At 72.4% G+C, this 20,954-nt stretch carries 23 protein-coding genes; 7 read left to right on the forward strand and 16 right to left on the reverse strand.

Going from position 1 to position 20,954, the window contains the following annotated elements:
• Positions 1-83: 83 nt before the first annotated feature.
• Positions 84-1,694 (reverse strand): PucR family transcriptional regulator, encoded by a 1,611-nt coding sequence (locus tag Asera_RS04395; RefSeq protein WP_051802730.1) that lies wholly within the window; start codon positions 1,692-1,694, stop codon positions 84-86.
• A 160-nt stretch (positions 1,695-1,854) separates the two neighbouring features.
• Here Asera_RS04395 and Asera_RS04400 point away from each other — a divergent pair, with 160 nt between their 5' ends.
• Positions 1,855-2,322: a Dps family protein gene (locus Asera_RS04400; protein ID WP_030448399.1), complete on the forward strand. Its 468-nt coding sequence runs from the start codon at positions 1,855-1,857 to the stop codon at positions 2,320-2,322.
• A 257-nt stretch (positions 2,323-2,579) separates the two neighbouring features.
• On the opposite strand, the gene Asera_RS04405 is transcribed toward Asera_RS04400, so the two are convergent.
• The 7 genes from Asera_RS04405 to Asera_RS04435 all read right to left on the reverse strand — a co-directional run bounded on the left by Asera_RS04405 (position 2,580) and on the right by Asera_RS04435 (position 8,118).
• Positions 2,580-3,257: a FadR/GntR family transcriptional regulator gene (locus Asera_RS04405; protein ID WP_169745888.1), complete on the reverse strand. Its 678-nt coding sequence runs from the start codon at positions 3,255-3,257 to the stop codon at positions 2,580-2,582.
• Positions 3,258-3,941: 684 nt separating this feature from the next.
• Positions 3,942-4,451 carry a PaaI family thioesterase gene (locus Asera_RS04410; protein WP_084132390.1) on the reverse strand — a complete coding sequence of 170 codons (510 nt, stop codon included), beginning with the start codon at positions 4,449-4,451 and terminating at the stop codon, positions 3,942-3,944.
• Between the two features lie 352 nt (positions 4,452-4,803).
• Positions 4,804-5,262, reverse strand: coding sequence for an NUDIX hydrolase (locus Asera_RS04415; protein ID WP_169745889.1), 459 nt, complete (start codon positions 5,260-5,262; stop codon positions 4,804-4,806).
• Positions 5,263-5,282: 20 nt separating this feature from the next.
• Positions 5,283-6,233 carry a class I SAM-dependent methyltransferase gene (locus Asera_RS04420; RefSeq protein WP_084132394.1) on the reverse strand — a complete coding sequence of 317 codons (951 nt, stop codon included), beginning with the start codon at positions 6,231-6,233 and terminating at the stop codon, positions 5,283-5,285.
• Positions 6,230-6,970 (reverse strand): enoyl-CoA hydratase/isomerase family protein, encoded by a 741-nt coding sequence (locus Asera_RS04425; RefSeq protein WP_030448404.1) that lies wholly within the window; start codon positions 6,968-6,970, stop codon positions 6,230-6,232. Before Asera_RS04425 ends, Asera_RS04420 begins: the two co-directional genes overlap by 4 nt.
• 87 nt (positions 6,971-7,057) lie before the next feature.
• Complete coding sequence (locus Asera_RS04430; RefSeq protein WP_030448405.1) at positions 7,058-7,924, reverse strand: 3-hydroxyacyl-CoA dehydrogenase family protein; 867 nt, start codon at positions 7,922-7,924, stop codon at positions 7,058-7,060.
• Positions 7,903-8,118 carry a hypothetical protein gene (locus tag Asera_RS04435; RefSeq protein ID WP_030448406.1) on the reverse strand — a complete coding sequence of 72 codons (216 nt, stop codon included), beginning with the start codon at positions 8,116-8,118 and terminating at the stop codon, positions 7,903-7,905. The genes Asera_RS04430 and Asera_RS04435 overlap by 22 nt, the downstream gene beginning before the upstream one ends.
• A 72-nt stretch (positions 8,119-8,190) precedes the next feature.
• Here Asera_RS04435 and Asera_RS04440 point away from each other — a divergent pair, with 72 nt between their 5' ends.
• The gene (locus tag Asera_RS04440; RefSeq protein ID WP_157035058.1) at positions 8,191-8,469 is read left to right on the forward strand and encodes a hypothetical protein; all 279 of its coding nucleotides are present in this window, start codon (positions 8,191-8,193) and stop codon (positions 8,467-8,469) included.
• Here the strand turns inward: Asera_RS04440 and Asera_RS04445 are convergent.
• Together Asera_RS04445 and Asera_RS04450 are read right to left on the reverse strand one after the other, a co-directional pair.
• Entirely contained in the window at positions 8,456-10,015 is a 1,560-nt protein-coding gene (locus Asera_RS04445) for a PrsW family intramembrane metalloprotease (RefSeq protein WP_051802733.1), read from the reverse strand. The genes Asera_RS04440 and Asera_RS04445 overlap by 14 nt on opposite strands.
• A complete protein-coding gene (locus tag Asera_RS04450) occupies positions 10,012-10,548 on the reverse strand; it encodes a hypothetical protein (RefSeq protein WP_030448409.1) in 537 nt (178 codons plus the stop codon). Before Asera_RS04450 ends, Asera_RS04445 begins: the two co-directional genes overlap by 4 nt.
• A gap of 274 nt (positions 10,549-10,822) precedes the next feature.
• Here Asera_RS04450 and Asera_RS04455 point away from each other — a divergent pair, with 274 nt between their 5' ends.
• A complete protein-coding gene (locus Asera_RS04455) occupies positions 10,823-11,431 on the forward strand; it encodes a nitroreductase family protein (RefSeq protein WP_030448410.1) in 609 nt (202 codons plus the stop codon).
• A 242-nt stretch (positions 11,432-11,673) separates the two neighbouring features.
• Here the strand turns inward: Asera_RS04455 and Asera_RS04460 are convergent, their stop codons facing one another.
• A complete protein-coding gene (locus tag Asera_RS04460; RefSeq protein WP_030448411.1) occupies positions 11,674-11,883 on the reverse strand; it encodes a BldC family transcriptional regulator in 210 nt (69 codons plus the stop codon).
• A gap of 164 nt (positions 11,884-12,047) precedes the next feature.
• A complete protein-coding gene (locus tag Asera_RS04465; RefSeq protein WP_030448412.1) occupies positions 12,048-12,917 on the reverse strand; it encodes a DUF8083 family protein in 870 nt (289 codons plus the stop codon).
• Positions 12,918-13,103: 186 nt separating this feature from the next.
• Between Asera_RS04465 and Asera_RS04470 the strand changes: the two genes are divergently transcribed.
• Both Asera_RS04470 and Asera_RS04475 read left to right on the forward strand, forming a co-directional pair.
• Entirely contained in the window at positions 13,104-14,177 is a 1,074-nt protein-coding gene (locus tag Asera_RS04470; protein WP_030448413.1) for a Glu/Leu/Phe/Val family dehydrogenase, read from the forward strand.
• Positions 14,178-14,442: 265 nt separating this feature from the next.
• Positions 14,443-14,649 carry a DUF3073 domain-containing protein gene (locus tag Asera_RS04475; RefSeq protein ID WP_030448414.1) on the forward strand — a complete coding sequence of 69 codons (207 nt, stop codon included), beginning with the start codon at positions 14,443-14,445 and terminating at the stop codon, positions 14,647-14,649.
• A gap of 253 nt (positions 14,650-14,902) precedes the next feature.
• On the opposite strand, the gene Asera_RS04480 is transcribed toward Asera_RS04475, so the two are convergent.
• Entirely contained in the window at positions 14,903-15,850 is a 948-nt protein-coding gene (locus Asera_RS04480; RefSeq protein ID WP_211255715.1) for a ferritin-like domain-containing protein, read from the reverse strand.
• Positions 15,851-16,131: 281 nt separating this feature from the next.
• Here Asera_RS04480 and Asera_RS04485 point away from each other — a divergent pair, with 281 nt between their 5' ends.
• Entirely contained in the window at positions 16,132-16,395 is a 264-nt protein-coding gene (locus Asera_RS04485) for a hypothetical protein (protein ID WP_030448416.1), read from the forward strand.
• Entirely contained in the window at positions 16,392-17,444 is a 1,053-nt protein-coding gene (locus Asera_RS04490; RefSeq protein WP_035297929.1) for an MvdC/MvdD family ATP grasp protein, read from the forward strand. Before Asera_RS04485 ends, Asera_RS04490 begins: the two co-directional genes overlap by 4 nt.
• Positions 17,445-17,547: 103 nt before the next feature.
• Here the strand turns inward: Asera_RS04490 and purM are convergent, their stop codons facing one another.
• The 3 genes from purM to Asera_RS04505 all read right to left on the reverse strand — a co-directional run bounded on the left by purM (position 17,548) and on the right by Asera_RS04505 (position 20,911).
• Positions 17,548-18,708 (reverse strand): phosphoribosylformylglycinamidine cyclo-ligase, encoded by a 1,161-nt coding sequence (gene purM, locus Asera_RS04495; RefSeq protein ID WP_030448418.1) that lies wholly within the window; start codon positions 18,706-18,708, stop codon positions 17,548-17,550.
• A 41-nt stretch (positions 18,709-18,749) separates the two neighbouring features.
• Entirely contained in the window at positions 18,750-20,342 is a 1,593-nt protein-coding gene (purF, locus tag Asera_RS04500) for an amidophosphoribosyltransferase (protein ID WP_030448419.1), read from the reverse strand.
• Between the two features lie 197 nt (positions 20,343-20,539).
• Entirely contained in the window at positions 20,540-20,911 is a 372-nt protein-coding gene (locus Asera_RS04505) for a sterol carrier family protein (RefSeq protein WP_051802734.1), read from the reverse strand.
• Positions 20,912-20,954: the final 43 nt, after the last annotated feature.

Genomic DNA, 20,954 nt, shown 5'->3' on the forward strand with positions numbered 1-20,954 from the left:
GGTAATGGTCCGGCCTGAGGTGACCGTCGGTCATCGTTCCGGCAAAACGAGCCCAAGGCCGATCATTGTGCGCCGGGCACAACTCAACCGTGCAACCTGCCGGCATAAAGCTGGATCTGTAGTGCCAAGCGCACGTCCGGTGCATCAAGGTCCACCGGGAGCGCGGCACGCAGCCGGCGCATCCGGTAGCGGAAGGTGTTCGGATGTACGTGCAGCTGCCGGCTCGCCGCCGCCGGATCACCCGGGTGCGCGAGGTACGCCCGGAGCGTCTCGGCGTACCAGCCGCCACGCGAGTCGTCGGTCGCGAGCAGCGCGCCGAGCGGGCCGATCGCGAGCAGGTCGCCCAGCGGCACCGCGCCGGTGACCAGGTCGAGTACGGCCGCCGCCCAGGAGTCCTCGTGCGCGGCGACCGGCCCGGTGACGAAGCCCCGGTCGATCAGCCGCAGCAGCGCCGCGGCCTGCACGGTCGAGCGGTGCAGCTCGCCGAGCCGGTCGACCGGGCCGCCGGCCGCGACCCGTACGTCCGGCTCGGTGCGCGCCAGCTCGGTGCCGAGCTTCGCCAGCCACGGCCAGGAGCCGGTGTCACCGTGCTCGGTCACCACCGCGTACAGCCGGCCCTCGTACTCGGTGATCGCCGGCCGCCGCCAGCCCCGGCTGCGGCCGATCGACTCCCACAGCGCCTGCAGCCGGTCCGCGTGCCGGGGCGTACCGGGGTGCGGGTCGTCCGGCGCGGCCAGATCCAGCGCCACCGCCCGGTACGGGCCCGGCGGCAGGGCCAGGTCGGCCGGGTCGTCGGCCCCGGTACCGGACAGGGCGGCGCGCAGCCGGTCGGCGGCGACCCGGCGGGCCACGTCGGCGGCGGCCCGCACCCGCAGCAGGTGCAGCGCCACCACGCTCGCGGTGTCGGCGAACGCCTGGACCCGCTCCTCCGGCGGCCGTTCCGGCACCAGCGCCCAGATCGAGCCGAGCAGCTGCCCGGACAGCCGTACCGGCACGATGAGCCGGGGCATCGTGCCGTCCGGCTGCTCCGGTACGAAGATGGGCTCGGAACCGCTGCCGAGCCGGCGGAACACGCCGCGGGAGCGGAACTGGCGCAGCACGTCGGCGGGCACCCGGCGGCCGACGATAGTGGACAGCCGGGCCGCGTCCGCCTGTTCCTGCCGCTTCGAGTAGGCGAGCACCCGGGAGAACTCGTCCTCGATGGTGACCGGCGCGTCGATCACCGCGGCGGCCGCGTCGGCCAGCGTGAACAGGTCCTGGAACGCCGGCGAGTCGACCGAGCCGGCGGGCGCAGCGACGGTACCGGTGTCGACCAGGCTGCGCAGCAGCCACACCACTTGGGCCCAGGACACCTGCCGGCGGGCGGTCACCAGCGGCAGCCGCAGCTCCCGGGCCCTGGCTCGGACGGCCGCCTCGCGGGCGACCGGTGGCCGCAGCAGCAGCGCCGCCGCGCCCCGGTCGGCGCACCGTTCCAGTACGGCCAGCGCCGCCGGCACGTCGTGTACGGCGACGCCGAGGACCAGGTCGCCGGGGTGGATGCGGTCCACGTCGGACGGGTCGGGGTCGGCGACGACCACGTCGCGCACCCCCGGATCGGTACCGACCTCGACCGGGTCGAGCAGCCCCGGGCCGAGCGCGTCGAGCACCCACCGCAGCCCGATCACCGCGCCTCCCGCCGTCGTCGTCGCCCCCATTCTGTCCCGGTACCACCGTGTACCGATCGGCGAGCCGGGTACCCGGTGTGGTGAGTACGACGGTTTCGACCGGGCACCAACCGGGTAATCTGGAATCGTTCCAGATTATGGCGCCCCGGCCCGCCGGGGCACAAAGGACGGATCACAAGGGGGAGAGATCATGGCAGCCGTCACCGGCCCACTGTCCGACGAGGCGCGCAAGGTCACCGGCGATGCCCTGCAGTCGGCGCTGGTCGACCTGATCGACCTGTCGCTGTCGGCCAAGCAGGCGCACTGGAACCTGATCGGCCCGCACTTCCGGTCGCTGCACCTGCAGCTCGACGACGTCGTCGACATCGCCCGCAAGCACATGGACATCGTCGCCGAGCGGGCCGTCGCCATCGGCGTCAACCCGGACGGGCGCGCCGAGACGGTCGCCAAGTCGGCGCACACCAAGCAGCTGCCCGACGGGTACGTGCAGGACCGCGACGTGATCGAGTACTTCACCAGCCTGCTGGCCGACATCGTGCAGCGGTTCCGCACCCGGGTACGCGACACCGACGAGCCCGACCCGATCACCCAGGACCTGCTGATCGCCGCGACCCAGGACCTCGAACAGCAGCACTGGATGATCCAGGCCCAGAAGTAGCCGCCGAGAGAGTTGATCAAGGACTGAGTTAGTTGATCAAGGGATCGGGACACGTTTGCCCAGGCCGATCCGCACCGATCCCTTGATCAACCGGGCCAGCGCGGCGCGGCCGCGCCCGCGCCGTGCCACGCCGTGCCGGGCTGGGCCGCGCGCCGGGGCGGCGTCGATCAAGGACCGGGAGTGTTGATCAAGGGATCGGGACACGTTCGGCCAGGTCGGTCCGCACGGATCCCTTGATCAACTACGCCGGGGCTTGATCAGGCGTCGAAGGCGGCACCGGCGGCGGTCGGGTCGCCTGCGGCGATCGCCTGGTAGATCGCCCGATGACGCTCGTACAGGCCGGGCGGCGGCACCGCGTCGGCCGAATCCGGCCGGTCCGGCCAGACCAGCTGCGCCTTGCGCAGCGCGCCCACGACGCCGGACCGCAGCAGGGTCAGCGCCGGGCTGGCTGCCGCCTCGATCATCGCGTCGTGGAACTCCTCGTGCGCGGTCAGCACGGCGTTCGGCCGAACGTCCCGCATCCCCTCCAGCGCCTGGCGCAGCGCCGCCAGCTGGGCGTGGTCGGCCTGCGTGGCCGCCTCCCGGGCCGCCTGCCGGTCCAGCGCGTCCAGCGCGGTGAACATCGACTCGGCCGGCAGCCCGGAGAACGTCACCGCGACACCGAGGGTACGAGTCAGCGCCTGCGGGTTCAGCGCCTCCACGTACGTACCGGAGCCGGATCGGCGCCGCAGGATGCCGGCCGACTCGAGGAACCGCAACCGGTCCCGCAGCGCGGTACGGCTGACGCCGAGGCGGGTGGCAAGCTCACGCTCGGCCGGTAGCCGCTCGCCCGGCCGGATCTCCCGGATGATCGCGGCGAGCCGCATCGCGAGCGGATCGGCCAGCGCGTCCGGTGGATCGGCGAGCGGCCCGTCACCCGTGTACCCGTAGCTCATGGCCCGCATTGTTCCGTGTACTGAGCGGATGTGCGGCCCCCGTACGGCAGGTTTGACCGAATCTTGCCCGCCCGCCCGTCGATCTTGGCCCTGCGGCGCGCCGATCGCGGCCTCGTGGCGGCGCCCAGCCGCGCCGATCGCGGCCTCGTGGCGGCGCCCAGCCGCGCGATCCGGCCGGTGGCGGCGCCCAGCCGCGCCGATCCGGCCGGCGGCGGCGCCCAGCCGCGCCGATCCGGGCCGGCGGCGGCGCCATCCTCCCGCCGGTCGTGGACTCGTGGCGCCGCGCCGAGCTCGGGCCCGCGGCGGCGCGCCGTCGAGGACACGCCGCACGCAGGTTCTCGACCAGCGGGGACGAGCGGGCGGGTTCCTGATCGACGCGACGAGGCCGCATCGGCGAGCGATGCGGCCTCGAAACGCAAGCCCGGGCGGACCCACGACCGCGGAAAGCTTCGTTCTTCCCCCCGTCGTGCAGCCCGCCCGGCTGCCGGTGTCTCGCCCCCCTGGCCGGTGCCACCCCCCAGTTGCGCCGGCCGCAAGACACCCTGGTCGTCGCGATTTATTCCCGTCGATCGGTACGACCACCTACAAGGTTGGTAGCACCGCGCATGGTTGTCAAGAGTTGCCGACGAATTACTCGGCGTAATTTTGCCAGGTGGAGATGGGTGGGTTTGGTATCCAGAGTCGCTACCCGGCAATGGTCGACCGCTGGATCATGCAGGAGAGGCGGGCCGTGCAGACCCGCCGGCCGGCGTCGTCGACGACCTCGATCTCGTACGTCGCGAGGCTGCGTCCGAGCCGCAGCGCCGTCGCGGTGGCGGTGACCGAGCCGTCCCGCACGCCGAGGTGGTGGCTCGCGTTGAGCTCGATGCCGACCGCGCGCCCACCCGGCCCGGCGTGCAGCGCCGCCCCGACCGACCCGACGGTCTCCGCCAGCACGCAGGACGCGCCGCCGTGCAGCAGCCCGTACGGCTGGGTGTTGCCGACGACCGGCATCCGGCCGACGACCCGGTCCGGGGCGGCCGACAGCACCTCGACCCCCATCCGGTCGGCGAGCGCCCCCATGCTCTCGAAGACCTCGCTCAGCGTCGCCGCCGTCACTGCCCGCTCGTCCACGCCCGCCGCGGCCCGCTCGTGCACACCCGCCGTCTCGCCCGCGTCCACCGCGCCGCCCCTGACCGTCTCGTCGTCCGCCATGCCGGCGACGCTACCCGCCTGCCGCCCGGCCGGGAACGTCGTGCCACGACACGTGCCGCACACCACCACGCCGGTACGAACGATCCGGGCACTCGCCGCGATCGGTTCTACTCTCCAGCAACGGATCCAAGGCGGGACAGCACCAGATTCGTTGGCAGGTAACCGGACCGGAGACCCCACGCACTCGGCACGCCTCCGGTCGTGACCCCGACGGCGCGATCGACTCGACGAAGTACGCCGCCATCGTCCACTATGGACTATCAAGTGCCACGCCGCACCCCAGCAGCGGCAACCGATCCATCACTGATGAGTCCATAGTGGATAGTTTCGATTCGGGCCGGGATCGATGGGTTCAGCCAGGCACGGTCCGCCGCGCCTCGGTGAGACTGCCGTCGGCGACGTACGAGTAGAACCGGTCGGTGTCGCCGGACAGGTACCCGAGGAGCGGCTCGCGCATGGCCGGAAAGGGCAGGGTCGCGATCCGTTCCCGGGCGGTCGACAGCGGAACGAACTCGCTGGCGACGACCTCGCCGGCCGGATCACCGGCGAACCCGTCGACCGCCGACCAGCCGGCCACGACGAAAACGTGCGCCGTGGACAGGAACGACGGCGTGCACAGCTCGGTCACGTGCGCGAGCCGCACCACCGGGCCGGGCCGCAGGCCGGTCTCCTCGACCAGCTCGCGGCTCAGCGCGGCGAGCAGTGACTCGCCGTCCTCGACCGTCCCGCCGGGCAGGCTCCAGAAACCCCGGACGCGGAACTGCTGGCGCACCAACAGCAGCCGGTCGTCCCGGACCAGGATCCCTGCCACCGCTGCGATCCGCCGCACGCTCAGCCCCGGAGGGCGATCAGGTGCAGCAGCGGGGCGACCGCGCGGTACGGGTCGGTGCGGCCGGCGCGGTCCTCCGCGTCCAGGATGGCGGCGAACGTCTCGTCGTCGGGCACCGGGCTGTCCGCGGCGAGGGTGTCGGTGAACACCCGCACGCCGTACCAGGTGGGTACGGACAGGCCGAGACCGGCCAGCGCGGCGGTCAGGTCGGCGCGGCGGTCGGCGCGGGCCTGCACGCCGATCCGGTTCAGGTAGCCGGCCTGCGTGAACGCGCGGCGCGCGGCGGTCCAGTCACCCGTGAGCCCGGGCCGCATCGCGAGCGCGTCCCCGTTGCGTACCAGCAGGGACAGCACCCCGCCGGGTGCGAGCACCCGGGCCAGGTCGGCGAGCAGCGGGGCCGGATCGTCGAAGTACATGAGCACGCCGTGGCACAGCACCACGTCGAAGCTCGCCGGCCCGAACAGCCCGCCCCGACCCCCGCCGGCCGGCTCGCCCCCAGCAGGCACGGCACCACCAGCCACACCGGCACGCCGTCCCCCGGCAGGCACACCGCCGGCAGCCACATCGGCGCGCTCGTCCCCGGCAGCCACATCGGCACGCTCGTCCCTGGCCGGCCCGCCGGGCGGCGGGTCCCCGGCGGGCGCGTGCAGTTGGGCGATATCGGCGCGCACCAGCGTGACCCGGTCGCGTACCGTGGCCGGTTCGACGCTCAGCGCCGCCTCGAAGTCGGCCAGCAGCCGGTCGGACCCGTCGAGGCCGGTCACCCGGTGCCCGCGCCGGGCCAGCCGCAGCGCCTGGGTGCCCTGGCCGCAGCCGACGTCGAGCACCCGCCGCGGTGGCGCGTCCGGTACCTGCTCGGCCAGTTGCCGCGCCACGAGCTCCTGCCGAACCGCCTGCCGCAGCGACCCGAGGCGGGCCCGCCACTCCGGCTCGCCGGCGGCGAACCCGGTCACGACCGGTCCAGGAACGCGGTCATTCGACGGCGCTTCTCGTCGTCCTCGAACAGCACCGCCTGGGCCAGCTGCTCGATCTGCGGGTGCGCGTCGGCCGGCGCGTCGACGGCAAGCTTGGTGAGCCGCAACGCGAGCGGTGAGACCTTCGCCATCCGGTCCAGCAGCGCGTGCGCGGTCGCCAGCAGCTCGTCGGCCGGCACCACCTGCGACACCAGCCGTACCGCCAGCGCGTCCGCGGCGGTGAGCCGGCGGCCGGTGTACAGCAGTTCCTTGGCGAGCGACTCGCCGACCAGCTGCGGCAGCCGGTAGAGCGCGCCGGCGCCGGCGACGATGCCGAGCCGCACCTCGGGCTGGCCGAAGAAGCTGCGGTCGGTGCAGATCCGCACGTCGCAGGCGTAGCAGAGTTCGGCGCCGCCACCCAGCGCCGGCCCGTCGACGGCGGCGACGCTCGGCATCGGCAGCGACCGGATGTGCTGCATGATGCCGTGGTTGATGCCCGCGAGCGCGTCGTACCGGTCACGGTCGCGCAGCTGCGCGATGTCCACCCCAGCCGCGAAGATCCCGTCGGTACCGCCGGTGAGCAGCAGCAGTTTCGGCTCGCGGGTGAGCTTGTCGCACACCGCGTGCAACTCGTCGACCATCTCCGCGTCGATCGCGTTGCGCTTGTCCGGCCGGTGCAGCGTGACGACCACCCGGTCGTCTCGCTCGTCGACCAGCAGCGTCCGGTAGTCCGTCACCGTCCCCCTCCGTTCGCCGCGCCGGGTCGGCGTCGCCGGTGCTCATCGACGACCTCCGGCCCAGCGGCCCGCCGACCGCGCCCGGCGTTACTCATCGACGACCTTCTTGCCGTCGACCCAGCGGTAGAAGCCCTGGCCGGACTTGCGGCCGAGCCGGCCCTCGGCGACCATCCGCTGCAACAGGTCCGGCGGCGCGAACCGGTCCCCGTACGCCTCCCGCAGCGTCTCGGCGATCGCCAGCCGCACGTCCAGCCCGACCACGTCGGTCAACTCCAGCGGGCCCATCGGATGCCGGTACCCGAGGGTCATCGCGGTGTCGATGTCGGCCGGGCTCGCGACCTTGGCCTCGACCATCCGGATCGCCTCCAGGCCAAGCGCCACGCCGAGCCGGGAGGACGCGAACCCGGGTGCATCGGCCACCACGATCGGCTCCTTGCCCAGCCGTACCGCGAGGGCCAGCGCCGCGTCCGTGGTGGCCGCCGCGGTGTCCGGGCCGACCACGACCTCCAGCAGCCGCATCGACCAGACCGGGTTGAAGAAGTGCAGCCCGCAGAACCGGTCCGGGCTGGCCAGGACGGCGGCCAGCGCGCCGATCGCGATGCTGGAGGTGTTGCTGGCCAACAGATCCGGCCGCAGCCGCTCCGCCTCGCGCAGCACCTGCCGCTTCAGCTCGACCCGCTCCGGTACCGCCTCGATCACCACGGACGGCTCCGAAGGCAGGTCGGCCAGCGCGGTCGCGGTGGTCAGCCGGTCCCGGGCGGCGGCCGCGTCGGCGGCGTCCTGCCGGCCGGTGCGCACCGCCTTGTCCCACCGGGCGGCCAGCGTCGCGAGCGCCGCGGCGGCCCGGCCGCCGTCGACCTCGACCAGCTCGACCTGGTACCCGGCGTTCGCGGCGACGTAGCCGATCCCGCTGCCCATCGTGCCGCCTCCGATCACCACCAGCCGCTCGGCCACCCGTACCTCCCACCGCTCGACGACGCTGTCGAGCCGACCCTACCGGCGCCGCTGTGCACCACCGCCGGCGTCATCGCGCCGCTGTGCACCACCGCCGGCGTCAGCCCACCGCTGTGCACCATCGCCGGTGTCATCGCGCCGCCGAGCGCCGGGACGGTTGCGGAGTCGGCCGCCGAGCTCGCGATCTCGCGCACGTGTCCACATAGCGACTGGTAGCGTGGATTCGGCCTCTAAGTTCCGATCGTCGTGCCAAGTACCGTTGTGTCATGTCAGGGGAGGCCAAGGCCGCGCCCGAACAGCCGGATTCCTCTGGTCTCGGGTCGTTGCTGAAGGTCTCCGGCGCGGTCGTCGCGCTCCTGGCCGGCATCCACGCGCTGACCGGGTGGAACCCGATCAGCCTCGTTCACCCGGAGCCACGCGCCGAGTTCGTCGTCGTCTCATACGAGTTCGCCGGATCGCCCTGCGATCCCGGCTGTGGCATGCATGCCATCCTGCGCAACAACGGCGGCCGCGCCGGGGCGGCAGAGGCGGTCAGCCGCCGCTGAAGCCGTGCAGCAGGTAGACGACGATCCACAGGGCGGTGGCGAGGACACCGATGGAACTGGCCATGCCGAGCCGGTTGTCCGGGCTGATCCGCTGCCGGCGGGCGGACACGGTACCGATGCCGACCAGGATCAGCGCGATCACCGAGGCACCGGGTACCAGCAGGCCCGCGATGGCGAGGGCGCAGGACCAGCCGCCGAGCGGGGTGCGCTGCTCCCGGCCGTACCGGCTGGCGACCGGGATGCCGAGAGCGACGAGTCGCTGCCGGGCGAGCAGGATCTCCCGGACGCACCGTTCCAGCGCCGGTGTCCGCGGGTTCGGGTTGCGCGCCGCCTCCCAGTACGACGGGTAGCCGCTGCGGCTGATCTCCACCGCGAGCTTCGCCTGCGCCCGCTGCAGCCTGCGTACCGTCCGGTCGGCGCGCAGGCCCGCCTTGGCCGCGGCGCGCTTGCGGGCGGCGCTCCGGCCGCGCGCGGTGACCAGCGCGTCCATCTCGTCCGGCGCGACCAGGATCGGCTCGATGCCGTTCAGCCGGCCCAGGTAGTACCCGGCCTCGTGCCGGCGGGCCACCCGCAGCATCAGCAGCACGGCGACGAACCCCGGGATGCCCTTGATCAGCAGCCCGGCGATCAGGCCGCCGACGCCGATGCCGAACCCGTCCCGCAGCAGCGGCGAGTTCCAGACGAAGTGCAGCGTCCAGGCGCCGAGGTAGGCGAGGACCGCGACGCCGACCCGGATCCGCAGCGGCCGGTCGGTACGAACCACCGCATAGCCGACGCCGGCCCCGACCAGCGCGGTGAACAGCGTGTGGCTCCACAGACCGCCCAGGAACCCCCGGACCAGGAAGGTCGCCACGACCGGCATGATCGTGTCGCCGTCGCCGGCGATTACCACCGAGTTGATGGAGTAGACGAAGTCCTCGACGACCTGGAAGCCGAGACCGACGAGCGCCCCGTAGACGAAGCCGTCCACGACACTGTTGACGTGCCGCTTGGCCAGCAGCACGATCGCGACCACGCCGAGCGCCTTGAGCGTCTCCTCGTTGGTCGGGCCGACGATCGCCGGCGCCCAGCGGTCGGCGAAGCTCGGCGAGAAGACCTTGGCGAGGATCTCCTGGGCCGCGGTGTTGCCGATGTTGGCCATCGCGGTCGCCACCAGCCCGCCCCAGCAGAACGCCGTGGCGAGCAGCACGAACGGTTCTCGTTCCAGCCAGTCGACCTCGCGGACAACCCAGATGAACGGCACCGCGTACGCGGCGAACAGCACGAACGCCACCGCGGAGGCGCGCGGGTACAGCCGGACCGCGTCGGCGAAGATCAGCCCGATCCGCCAGGCGCCGATCGCGACGAGCACGGCGACCATCCACACCGCGGGCATCCGCAGCTGGACCGCGGGGCCGGAGGCGGCCGGCGGCGGCGCCACCGGCGGGCGTTCGGCGATGCCCGCCCGGTGCCGACCGTCATGGGACAGCGGGCGACGCGCACCGAGCCGTTTGGTGATCTTGCGAGTCGGCTCGGCACCGTCCTCGGGTACCGTGCCGGACGTCACGACGCACCGAACCGCACGCTACGGATCATGGCGGTCAGGTCCGTACCCTCCTTGCGCAGGTCCGACCCGTCCCCGGCCATGCTGATCTCGACACCGACGCCGTGATGCCCGAACACCGCGTACGTCCCGTTCCGCCCCGGCGTGGAGTAGCTGCCGGCGAGCCCGGAGACGCCGGTCACGGTCGACGTCGGATGTTCCTCCTGCGAGGTCTGGTACCCGGGATTGCTCTGGATCTTGCGGCGCAGTCGCTCGCTCAGCCCGGCCAGGTCCCCGGCGTACCTGCTGGCCTCGACCACGACCCGGACGCTGCGCACCGAGAAGACCAGCCGGTACAGCGAGGGCTGCGTCTTGGTGACGTCCAGGACGGCGTCCGCCGGCGCGGCCACGGAGACGCCGAGGCCGACGTCGAGCCGTTCGCCGGCACGCAGCGAGCGCCCGGCGGGCAGCGCGTCGTCGATCGTGGGCAGGCCGATCGCGATGGCGGCGACGACGGCGAGTACGGCGAGGCTGCCGTACAGGTTCGGACGGAGCACGGCAATCCCCACCTCACTCTGAGTCGGTGGTGACCAGCAGAAATGTAGCGCATAGCGCCAAATGGTGCGGTCTCGGAGCGCGCTCGGTGACGGCCTGCCTCCCCATCGCCCCACCTCCACCACCGCCATCGCGCCCGGCGGCACCTCTCATCGTCCGTCCGGCCGCCCTGTTGATCAAGGCGTACCGGTGGGCAACTCCCCCATCGTGTTCGGCGGTACGTGTCACAGAACGCACGCGCAGTAGTCGTGACTCGGGAGCCGTAGCCTGCCATGCATGGAGTTCGCCGAAGTCGTCCGGCGTCGCCGGATGGTCCGCAACTACGACCCCGATCGTCCGGTGCCCGCCGACGTCCGAGACCGGATCCTGCGGCACGCGCTGCGCGCGCCGTCCGCCGGGTTCTCCCAGGGCTGGGCCTTCCTCGTACTGGAGTCGGCCGAGGACCGGGCCCGGTTCTGGGCGGCGACCGCGCCGGACGACTCGACGCCGGACGCGCCCTCGAGGTGGCTGGCCCGGATGTCGACCGCACCACTGCTGGTGGTGCCGCTGTCGCACCGGGACGCCTACCTCGACCGGTACGCGGAGCCCGACAAGGGCTGGACCGACCGGGACGAGGCGCGCTGGCCGGTGCCGTACTGGCACATCGACACCGGGTTCGCCGCCCTGCTGATGCTGCTCACCGCGGTCGACGAAGAGCTCGGCGCGTGCTTCTTCGGCATCCCGCCGGAGCGCATCGACGCGTTCCGCGCCGCCTTCGGCGTGCCGGAGCCGTACCAGCCGATCGGTGCGCTCACCATCGGCTACCGGGCGCCCGACCCGCGCTCGCCGTCGCTGCGCCGCGGCCACCGCCCGTTCGACGACGTGGTCCACTTCGGCCGCTGGTGACGCCGCCAGGCCCTGTCGAGCGGGGCGCAAGGTGGCCGGAAAGCGCTGGCCAGGCGGTACCGCACCATGGTCGACGCCGGAACGGCTGGGCGCGCGAAAGGACGCACCCGCCTGGTGGGGGGTGCGTCCTGGTTGCGCCGTGTTCGTGACGGACAGTCGGTGCCGGATCCTCCTCGCCGCCGCTCGGGGGTGTGCGGTACCGACTCGCCACCATCCGCCGCCGGGGCGACGGATCGGTTGTTCTACTCGCCCTGTCGCTGCGTGGGGATCTGCCCCTGGAGCAGAGCCCGCACCTCAGACTCGCGGTAGCGCCGGTGGCCACCAAGCGTCCGGATGGCGCTCAGCTTGCCGGCCTTGGCCCACCGGGTCACGGTCTTCGGGTCGACCCGGAACATCGAGGCCACTTCCGCCGGGGTGAGCAGCGGCTCGGATTCATGCGTACGCGATGCCATCGGTTATTCCTCCTGATTACTCTCAGCCATCGACCGGGGTCCCGCCGGCCGACGCTCTTCCATGGTCCGTCCTGTCCGCGATGTCCGACATGGGCCGAACGGATGAACTGGGCTGGACAACAGGAGGAACTAAGTCCGATCTATCCCCATTAACTGGCGTGCGGTCAGTTGCGGCGTTCCCGTAGCTGCACCTTCCGCCAACGTTCCAGCAGGTCGGAGTAGAGCTCGCCGGCGGCGTCCGTGTCGCCACGGGCCAGTGCGGCCAGGGTGTCCGCCACCACCCGGGGCGAGTCGTCGTCCAGCAACTCACGGTCACCCATCAGGTAGACCAGGCCGCCGTAGTCCAACTCGACTACCGAGCGTGGGTGGAACTTCTCCAACCAGCGCGCGTCGTTCTCCACCGCCAGCGTCATCGGCGCGTGCTCGCCGACGGTCCGGCGCATCACCGCGAGCGCCCGGTGCGCCCGCCGCCGGGCCCGCGCCATCGACGTCCGGTACCGGACGTGCCGCTCGGTCGGGGCCAGCCCGGCGCGGCGCTCGTCGTACTCCACGAAGGCGAACCAGCGGGCCGGGACCACCCAGCCGGACACCAGCTCGTGCAGCAGCTGGTCGTGCTCGGTCAGCGCGGCGCCGCCGGTACGCAGGTCGCCCAGCGGATCGGCCGCGGTGCGCCAGTCGGCCACCACCCGCTCCGCCACCGCGGTCAGGGCCGGCGGCACGAACGCGTCCGCGAGCGCCGCGGGCACCCCGCGCCGGGCCGACAGCACCCCCTGCGCCACTTGGACCCGCAGGTCCCACGGGCAGACCAGGGTCACCTCGCCGTCGGTCACCGAGTACGCCTCGTCGGGCAGCTCGGGCAGCTTGGTCCAGCCGGCGCCCAGCGCCTCCAGCACGGTGCGCCGCTGCCGCGCCGGGCCGAGCGCCTGCGGTACGGCACGATTGGCCGCCAGGTAGCGCCGCCAGTGTTGCTGGCGGGCACGCTCGAACGCGATCAGCGGTTCGTAGACGCGAAGGTACGACGCGAAGGGCGGCACGGCGCCGATCGTGCCACGTCCGAGCCTCTCACCGCCGACGCGGTGTCCGCGAGTTGGGATGCACCGCACCTGTCGCCCCGTACCGGGCGAGCGCGCGCACTACGCTCAGTTGTACCGGCAGACCCGCCGGCGGCGCGCCGCCACCCCACAAGGACGCGGCCGAGGACACGTAGGAGTGACGAAAAGATGGGCGTATTCACCGCCGACAGCGGCCACGAACAGGTCGTCTTCTGTCAGGACAAGCCGTCCGGGCTGAAGGCGATTATCGCGATCTACTCCACCGCGCTCGGCCCGTCCCTCGGTGGCACCCGCTTCTACCCGTACGAGAGCGAAGCCGACGCGGTCCACGACGCGCTCGAGCTGTCCCGCGGCATGGCGTACAAGAACGCGCTGGCCGGGCTGGACCTGGGCGGCGGCAAGGCGGTGATCTGGGGCGACCCGAACACGATCAAGTCCGAGGCGCTGCTGCGCGCGTACGGGCGGTTCGTCGAGTCGCTGGCAGGTCGCTACATCACCGCCTGCGACGTCGGCACCTACGTCGCCGACATGGACATCGTGGCCAAGGAGACCCGGTACGTGACGGGGCGGTCGGTCGAGCACGGCGGCGCCGGCGACTCGTCCATCCTCACCGCGTACGGCGTGTTCCAGGGCATGCGCGCCGCGGCCGAGCACGCCTGGGGCACCCCGACCCTGCGCGGCCGCCGGGTCGGCGTGGCCGGTGTCGGCAAGGTCGGCCGGTACCTGCTGCAGCACCTCACCGAGGACGGCGCCCAGATCGTCGCGACCGACCCGAGCCCGGCCGCGACCGAGTGGATGCGCAGTACGTTCCCGCAGGTCGACGTCGTCGCGGACACCGACGCGCTGCTGGCCTCCGACATCGACGTGTACGCGCCCTGCGCCATGGGCGGCGCCCTGAACGACGAGACGGTGGGCGCGCTGCGCGCCAAGATCGTCTGCGGTGCGGCGAACAACCAGCTGGCCCACCCCGGCGTCGAGAAGGTGCTCGCCGACCGCGGCGTGCTGTACGCGCCGGACTACGTGGTGAACGCCGGCGGTGTGATCCAGGTCGCGGACGAGATCGACGGCTTCAACTTCGACCGGGCCAAGTCGCGGGCCAGCAAGATCTTCGACACCACCAAGGAGATCCTGGCGCTGTCGGACAGCGACGGGGTGCCGCCCGCGGTTGCCGCGGATCGGCTCGCCGAGCGCCGGATGGCCGAGTGCGGTCGGCTGCGTGGCATCCTGCTGCCCGCTCACTGAGCAGCAACCGTACCGCCGGCTCCCAGCGGGGCCGGCCCGGGGCACCGGTCGGTAGCGGCCGGTGACCGTTCGTACCCATTACTTCGACGCCCCCGGTGCGGCATCGCGCCGGGGCCGCTGTGTGGTCTGCCACCGATGGCTCACTCAAGGGTGGGGCGAGGTGCCGAATCCCGGACCGGCGCTGTACCGTATTAGCCACGAGAGATGCCTAAGTCACCGGGGTCGCCTCCGGCACCCCGTCATTACCGCGTGAGGGGGTCGAGCCATGGGGCGCGGCCGAGCTAAGGCCAAGCAGACAAAGGTGGCCCGGCAGCTGAAGTACCACACCCCTGATACCGACCTCGGGGCGCTTGAGCGCGAACTGGGGAGCGGTCCTTCCAACGGGGACGATCTCAACAGCGTGGACGAATACGGCGACTCGTACGACTCGTACGAGGAGGAGTCGGGGCAGCGCGCCGCCAACGGCCGCTGATCGCCTCGCCTTTCGTCCACGCCGACAGGGCCGGTCCTTCCGGCCACCTCGCCGGTCCGCACGAATCCGTGCGGACCGACCGCGTGCCAGCGGCACGGTTCCGACGCGGCAGCCACCGCGATCCACCGTGCCCCGGCACCGGACCCGCGAGTCCGTCGGCGAAAGAGATCGACAGCAGAAACGGGCCACCCGGTCGACGAGGACCGGGTGGCCCGTTGCCTGCCCACCGGGCGCTGCGGCGCCCGGCAGCCGGTCAGGCGGTCGCGGTGGGCTCGCCGGAACTCGGCGCCGCCGGCGGGACCTCGATCGGCCGGGTCAGCGCGCCGGCCACGGTGCGTGCCCGCGGCGCGGCCACCGCACGCAGCCCGCTGAGCCGGTGCAGCAGCGACTGCTGCCGCTCCGCGACACCCGGACCGACACCGAACTTCGCGATCGCCTTGCGGACCAGGTTCATCCCGCCGAGGCCGGGCAGCTCGTCCATCTTGCGGTCGATCCGCTCGATGTGCTTGGCGCCCTCCGGCCCGCCCATCAGGTAGTTCAGCACGAACGCGGTCTCCCGCTTCGGCTCGATGGTCGAACCGACCGGGCCCCAGAACGCCTTCATCGCGAACCGGGTCAGCTTGCGCGCCTTGGCGGAACGCTCCAGCCGGTCCTTCGCCTGCGAGGCGTAGAAGGCCAGATGCCGGGTTTCCTGCTGCTGCACCCGCTTGAGCAGCTTGGTCAGCTCCGGGTGGTCCTCCCGCTGCATCATTCGCGCGTACGCGGAGTGCGCCGACCACTCGTTGATCGCACCCCAGGACATGTGCACGGCGACAAAATCCTCCCCGATGATGTTCGCCGCGAGCGCCTGGTTGATCGGTGCCAGCCGGTCCTTGACGCCCTGCGCGAGGCGCACCTCACGGATGTGCGCGTAGTCGGCAAGCATGCCGTGCACCCGCAGCACCTCGTCGAGCGCCTCGCCGTGCCAGAACTCCTCGTACGCCCAGTGGGTGAGGAACGCGGTCACCTCCGGGTCCTTGTGCGACGGGGTGACGAGCAGGTCACGCAGGTAACAGATCGTATGGCTCTCTACGTCGGACATGTAACGCAGAGTGCGCAGTGCCGCCGGGGTGAGCGGTCGTTCTCGGAACGAGTCGTAATCGACGTCGTCGAACTTGACCCGCACCGAGTTGTTCTTGTAGTTGCTGATGTCGAAGGCCACGTAGGTATTCGTATCCTGTACCGGCGCGGATCGCTAGCGGCGGAGCGTGCCGAATCTCCCCGATGGCCGGCAAACCGACCGTGAGATTGACCAAGTCACGAACACCGCCGCTGCGCAGCGTGAGCGGTACGGCCGGCACGGTTTACGCCCGGCTTGCCAGCGAGAGACACTGACGGGCGGATTGTTCGTCCGGCACCGCGGAACCGTCTGTGACCACGCCGGAAGACCGCAGGGCACCACCGCATCCGCGACGGTGACACACAGCGAACAAGGGGTCTGGTATGGACAGTAGGGCAGTCACCGAAGACGATCGGACCAGCCGGGACACGGCCGGCACGCCGTTCGGCCTCCGCTTCGCCCGGACGCCGCGCGCCGGCGTCGAGCTCGACCTCGACCACGTCCGCTACGACGAACGCAGCCAGCGCTCCCTCGCCGCCGATGGCGACCGCTGGCTGCCCCTGATCGACCACCGCCTCGCCCAGACCCTGCAGACCAGCGGCGAGAGTCCACGCGAGGACGAGATCTTCGACAAGTCGTTCACGTGATAGCGCCGGACACCGTGCTCGTGCTCACCGGCCGGCTGGACGCCACCGCCGACCTGGTGATCACCGAACTCGACCGCCGGGACGTACCGGTGTTCCGGTGCGACCCGGCGGACTTCCCGGACCGGCTCGCGCTGTCCGCCACGTTCGACGGCGCGGGCGGGTGGACCGGGACGCTGCGCACGCCGTACCGGTCGGTCGAGCTGGACCGCATCGTCGGCGCCTACCACCGCCGGCCGGGCCGGATCGCCGTTCGTACCGGCGGGGCGGACGGCACTCCGGCGCAGGGCCCCGCCGGGGCCGGCGCGCCGGGACGGGGCCCGGACGCCGGGCACACCGCCGGTCCCGACGACGCCGGTACCAGCGGGGCCGACGAGTGGGCGACGGCGGAGGCGCGCGGCGGGTTCGGCGGGCTGCTCCGCGCCGTACCACGCTGGCTCAACGACCCCGGCCGGATGGAGCACGCCGAGTACAAGCCGGTGCAGCTCGCCGCGGCCGCCCGCGCCGGCCTGGCGACACCCCGGACGCTGATCACCACCGATCCGGCCGCCGCGCGGGAGTTCGTCGCCGGGCTGCCGCGCGCCGTGTACAAGCCGTTCCGCGGCTCGCTCCCGTCCGCCGGCGGCACCCGGTTCATCTACACCAGCCCGATCACCGCCGCCGAGATCGACGACTCGGTCCGGTACACGGCGCACCAGTTCCAGGAGTGGATCGACAAGGAGCACGAGGTGCGGCTGACCGTGGTCGGCAACCGGTACTTCGCCGCCCGGCTGACCGCGCGCTCCGACGACGCCCGCCTCGACTGGCGGTCCGACTACGACGCGGTCGACTACGCCGTCGCCGAGGTACCGGACGGGGTGCGCGCCGCGGTCGCCGCGATGCTCGCCGACCTGGGGCTGCGGTTCGCCGCCATGGACTTCGTCGTGCGGCCGGACGGGCGCTGGTACTTCCTGGATCTCAACCCCAACGGGCAGTGGGGCTGGATCGAGCACCACACCGGGCTGCCCATCTGCGCCGCCATCGCCGACGCGCTCACCGGATGCGTCGGGTAACGCAGCCGTCGTTCGCCTGCGTCCGATCGGGGTGACGGCGCAAAGGCCACCCGCTTCGACCCTTCGATGGGGAGCGGGCTCGCCCCTCCCCATCGAAGGTGGGTCAGCCGCGGGTGTGCTCGCCGAGCATCTGGACGCGGCCGTCACCCTCGACGACCTCGCCGAGGACCCAGGCGTTCACGTCGTGCGCGGCCAGCAGCGAGATCGCCCGGTCGACGTCGGCGGGACCGACGATGGCGACCATGCCGACGCCCTGGTTGAAGGTGCGTTCCATCTCCTCGGCGTCGATGCGCCCCTTGGTGGCGATCAGGTCGAAGATCGGCTGCGGCCGCCAGGACGAGCGGTCCACGATCGCGTCCAGGTCCTCGGGCAGCGACCGGACCAGGTTGCCCGGGATGCCGCCGCCGGTGATGTGCGCGAACGCGTGCACGTCGCACTCCTGGATCAGCGACAGGCAGTCCTGCGCGTAGATCCGGGTCGGTACGAGCAGCTCCTCGCCCAGCGAGCGCTGCACGCCGAGGTCGTCCACCACGGTGTCGAGCTTCATCCGGCCGGCGCCCAGCAGTACGTGCCGGACCAGCGAGAACCCGTTCGAGTGCAGGCCGGACGAGCCGAGCGCGATCAGGGTGTCGCCCAGCTGGACCCGGTCGCCGCCGAGCACCTTGTCGGCGTCGACGACGCCGATGCCGGTCCCGGAGATGTCGTACTCGTCCGGGCGCAGCATGCCCGGGTGCTCGGCGACCTCGCCGCCCACCAGCGAGCACCCCGCGTACCGGCAGCCGTCGGCGATGCCGGCGACGATCTCGACGATGCGCTCCGGCACGACCTCGCCGCAGGCCACGTAGTCCTGCAGGAACAGCGGCTCGGCGCCGCACACGACCAGGTCGTCGACCACCATCGCGACCAGGTCGACGCCGACCGTGTCGTGGATGCCCATCTGCTGCGCGATCAGCAGCTTGGTGCCGACGCCGTCGGTGGAGGAGGCGAGCAGCGGCTTGGCGTACTTCGTGGTGTCCAGCGCGAACAGGCCGGCGAAGCCGCCGATGCCGCCGACCACCTCGGGCCGGAAGGTCTTGTGCACCTTGCTCTTCATCAACTCGACGGCCTGCTCACCGGCCTCGATGTTGACGCCGGCCTCGGCGTAGCTGGAGCCGCGCTTGCGGCCACGGCCGGCGGTGCCGGACCACGGGACGGTACCCGCTCGCTGACCCGTCTCGCCGTTGGTGCCGTCGGTCGTACCAGCTCGCTCGGTCACCTGGGTCACCGAATCTCCCCTCAGGTGGGCCGCCGAGCGACCCACGTCGTTCACGGACGCCGGAGGGCGTCCGCCCCACCCGGGCCGGCGGACACCGGGTTGGCATCCGCTGCCTGTGGCCGCGCCTCGCTCGGGCGGCCGGCGCCAGCGTCGGCGGCCGGTGGGCCGGACGTGGCGGTCGAACTGTCGGCGCGTCGGCCGATGCCTTCCAGGACGTGCTTGCCGACCAGGGTGTCGGCCGGCAGCTCGACCGGGTAGACCCCGTCGAAGCAGGCCCGGCAGAGCCGGTTACGGGGCTGCTCGGTCGCCGCGATCAGGTTGTCCAGCGACACGTAGCCGAGGGTGTCGGCGCCGACCGACCGGCGGATGCCCTCGGTGTCCAGCCCGTTCGCCAGCAGCTCGGCGCGGGTGGCGAAGTCGATGCCGTAGAAGCACGGCCACTTGACCGGCGGCGACGCGATCCGGACGTGCACCTCCAGCGCACCGGCCTCGCGCAGCATTCGGACGATGGCCCGCTGGGTGTTGCCGCGCACGATCGAGTCGTCCACCACCACGACCCGCTTGCCGCGGATCTGCTCGCGCAGCGGGTTGAGCTTGAGCCGGATGCCGAGCTGGCGGATCGTCTGCGACGGCTGGATGAACGTGCGGCCGACGTAGGCGTTCTTGACCAGCCCCATGCCGTAGGAGATGCCGGACTCGTCGGCGTAGCCGATCGCCGCCGGCGTACCGGACTCCGGGCTCGGGATCACCAGGTCGGCCTCGACCGGGTACTCCTGGGCGAGCCGGCGGCCGATCTCCACCCGCGTCGCGTACACGTTGCGGCCGGCGATGGTGGTGTCCGGCCGGGCCAGGTAGACGTACTCGAACAGGCAGCCCTTGGGCTCCGGGTTCGCGAACCGCTCGCTGCGCAGCCCGTGCTCGTCGATGGCGAGCAGCTCGCCCGGCTCGACCTCGCGGACCACCGAGGCGCCGACGATGTCCAGCGCGGCGGTCTCGGACGCGACCACCCAGCCCCGCTCCAACCGGCCCAGCACCAGCGGGTGGATGCCCTGCGGGTCGCGGGCGGCGTAGAGGGTGTCCTCGTCGCAGAACACGAAGCTGAACGCGCCGCGCAGGGTCGGCAGCAGTTCCAGCGCGGCCGCCTCGACCGACAGGTCGGGGCGGCTGGCCAGCAGCGTGGTGACCAGGGCGGTGTCGTTGGTGGCGCCGGCGTCCAGGCCGAGCTTCGCGGCCCGGTGGGCCAGCTCGACCGCGTTGACCAGGTTGCCGTTGTGCGCCAGCGCGATCGTGGTGCCGGCCGTGGTGGACCGCAGGGTGGGCTGCGCGTTCTCCCAACCGGGGCCGCCGGTGGTGGAGTAGCGGCAGTGGCCGACCGCGATGTGCCCCCACAGACTTGCCAGGGAGGCCTCGTCGAACACCTGGGAGACCAGGCCGAGGTCCTTGTACACCACGACGCCGGAGCCGTCGCTGACCGCGATGCCGGCCGCTTCCTGGCCGCGGTGCTGCAGTGCGTAGAGACCGAAATAGGTGAGTTTGGCGACCTCTTCGCCCGGTGCCCAGACACCGAAGACGCCACACGCGTCCTGCGGGCCGGGGCCGTCCGGGTCGAGATCGTGGGTCAGCAGCCCGTCGCCTCGGGGCACTGCCGCTCCTCGCTAGCCGGGGAAAGCCGTCGCCGGCCAGTGTACGCGAGCCGACTCCGATGACATAGAGGCGTCGTTTGATCACTTCTGGTCATCATCGCCGGTCCCGCGGCCGTACGAGCAGCCCGCGGCGCCCCCACCCCCGTGCGACGATGGTCCGGATCGTGGCGTGAGCGGCGCAAGCCACACGGTCGGACTCACCGGGCCAGCGGCAGCTCGTGGCTGAGGTCGGCCCGCACGCCACTCGCCCGGACGGAGCCGGCGGCGACCGCGTCGGCCCACGCGGTGCGACCGGTGGCCAGCCGGACCCAGGTCAGCGGGTCGGTCTCGATCACGTTCGGCGGCGTCCCGCGGGTGTGCCGGGGGCCGGCGATGCACTGGATCGCCCCGTACGGCGGGACGCGGACCTCGACCGAATGCCCCGGCGCGCGCTCGGCCAGCCAGCCCAACAGCACCCTGGTCGCATCTCGCAGCACCGCCGCGGGCGGGGTACGCCCGGCGTCCAGCTCGGCGGCGGCCGCGGCGACCGCGGCCGGGTCCGGTCCGCGGGAACGAGTACGGGCGGTCACGGCCGGGACGATACCGTCACGGTACGACGGGAACGCCGGGAGA

It is taken from the genome of Actinocatenispora sera (assembly GCF_018324685.1).
GTDB lineage: Bacteria > Actinomycetota > Actinomycetes > Mycobacteriales > Micromonosporaceae > Actinocatenispora > Actinocatenispora sera.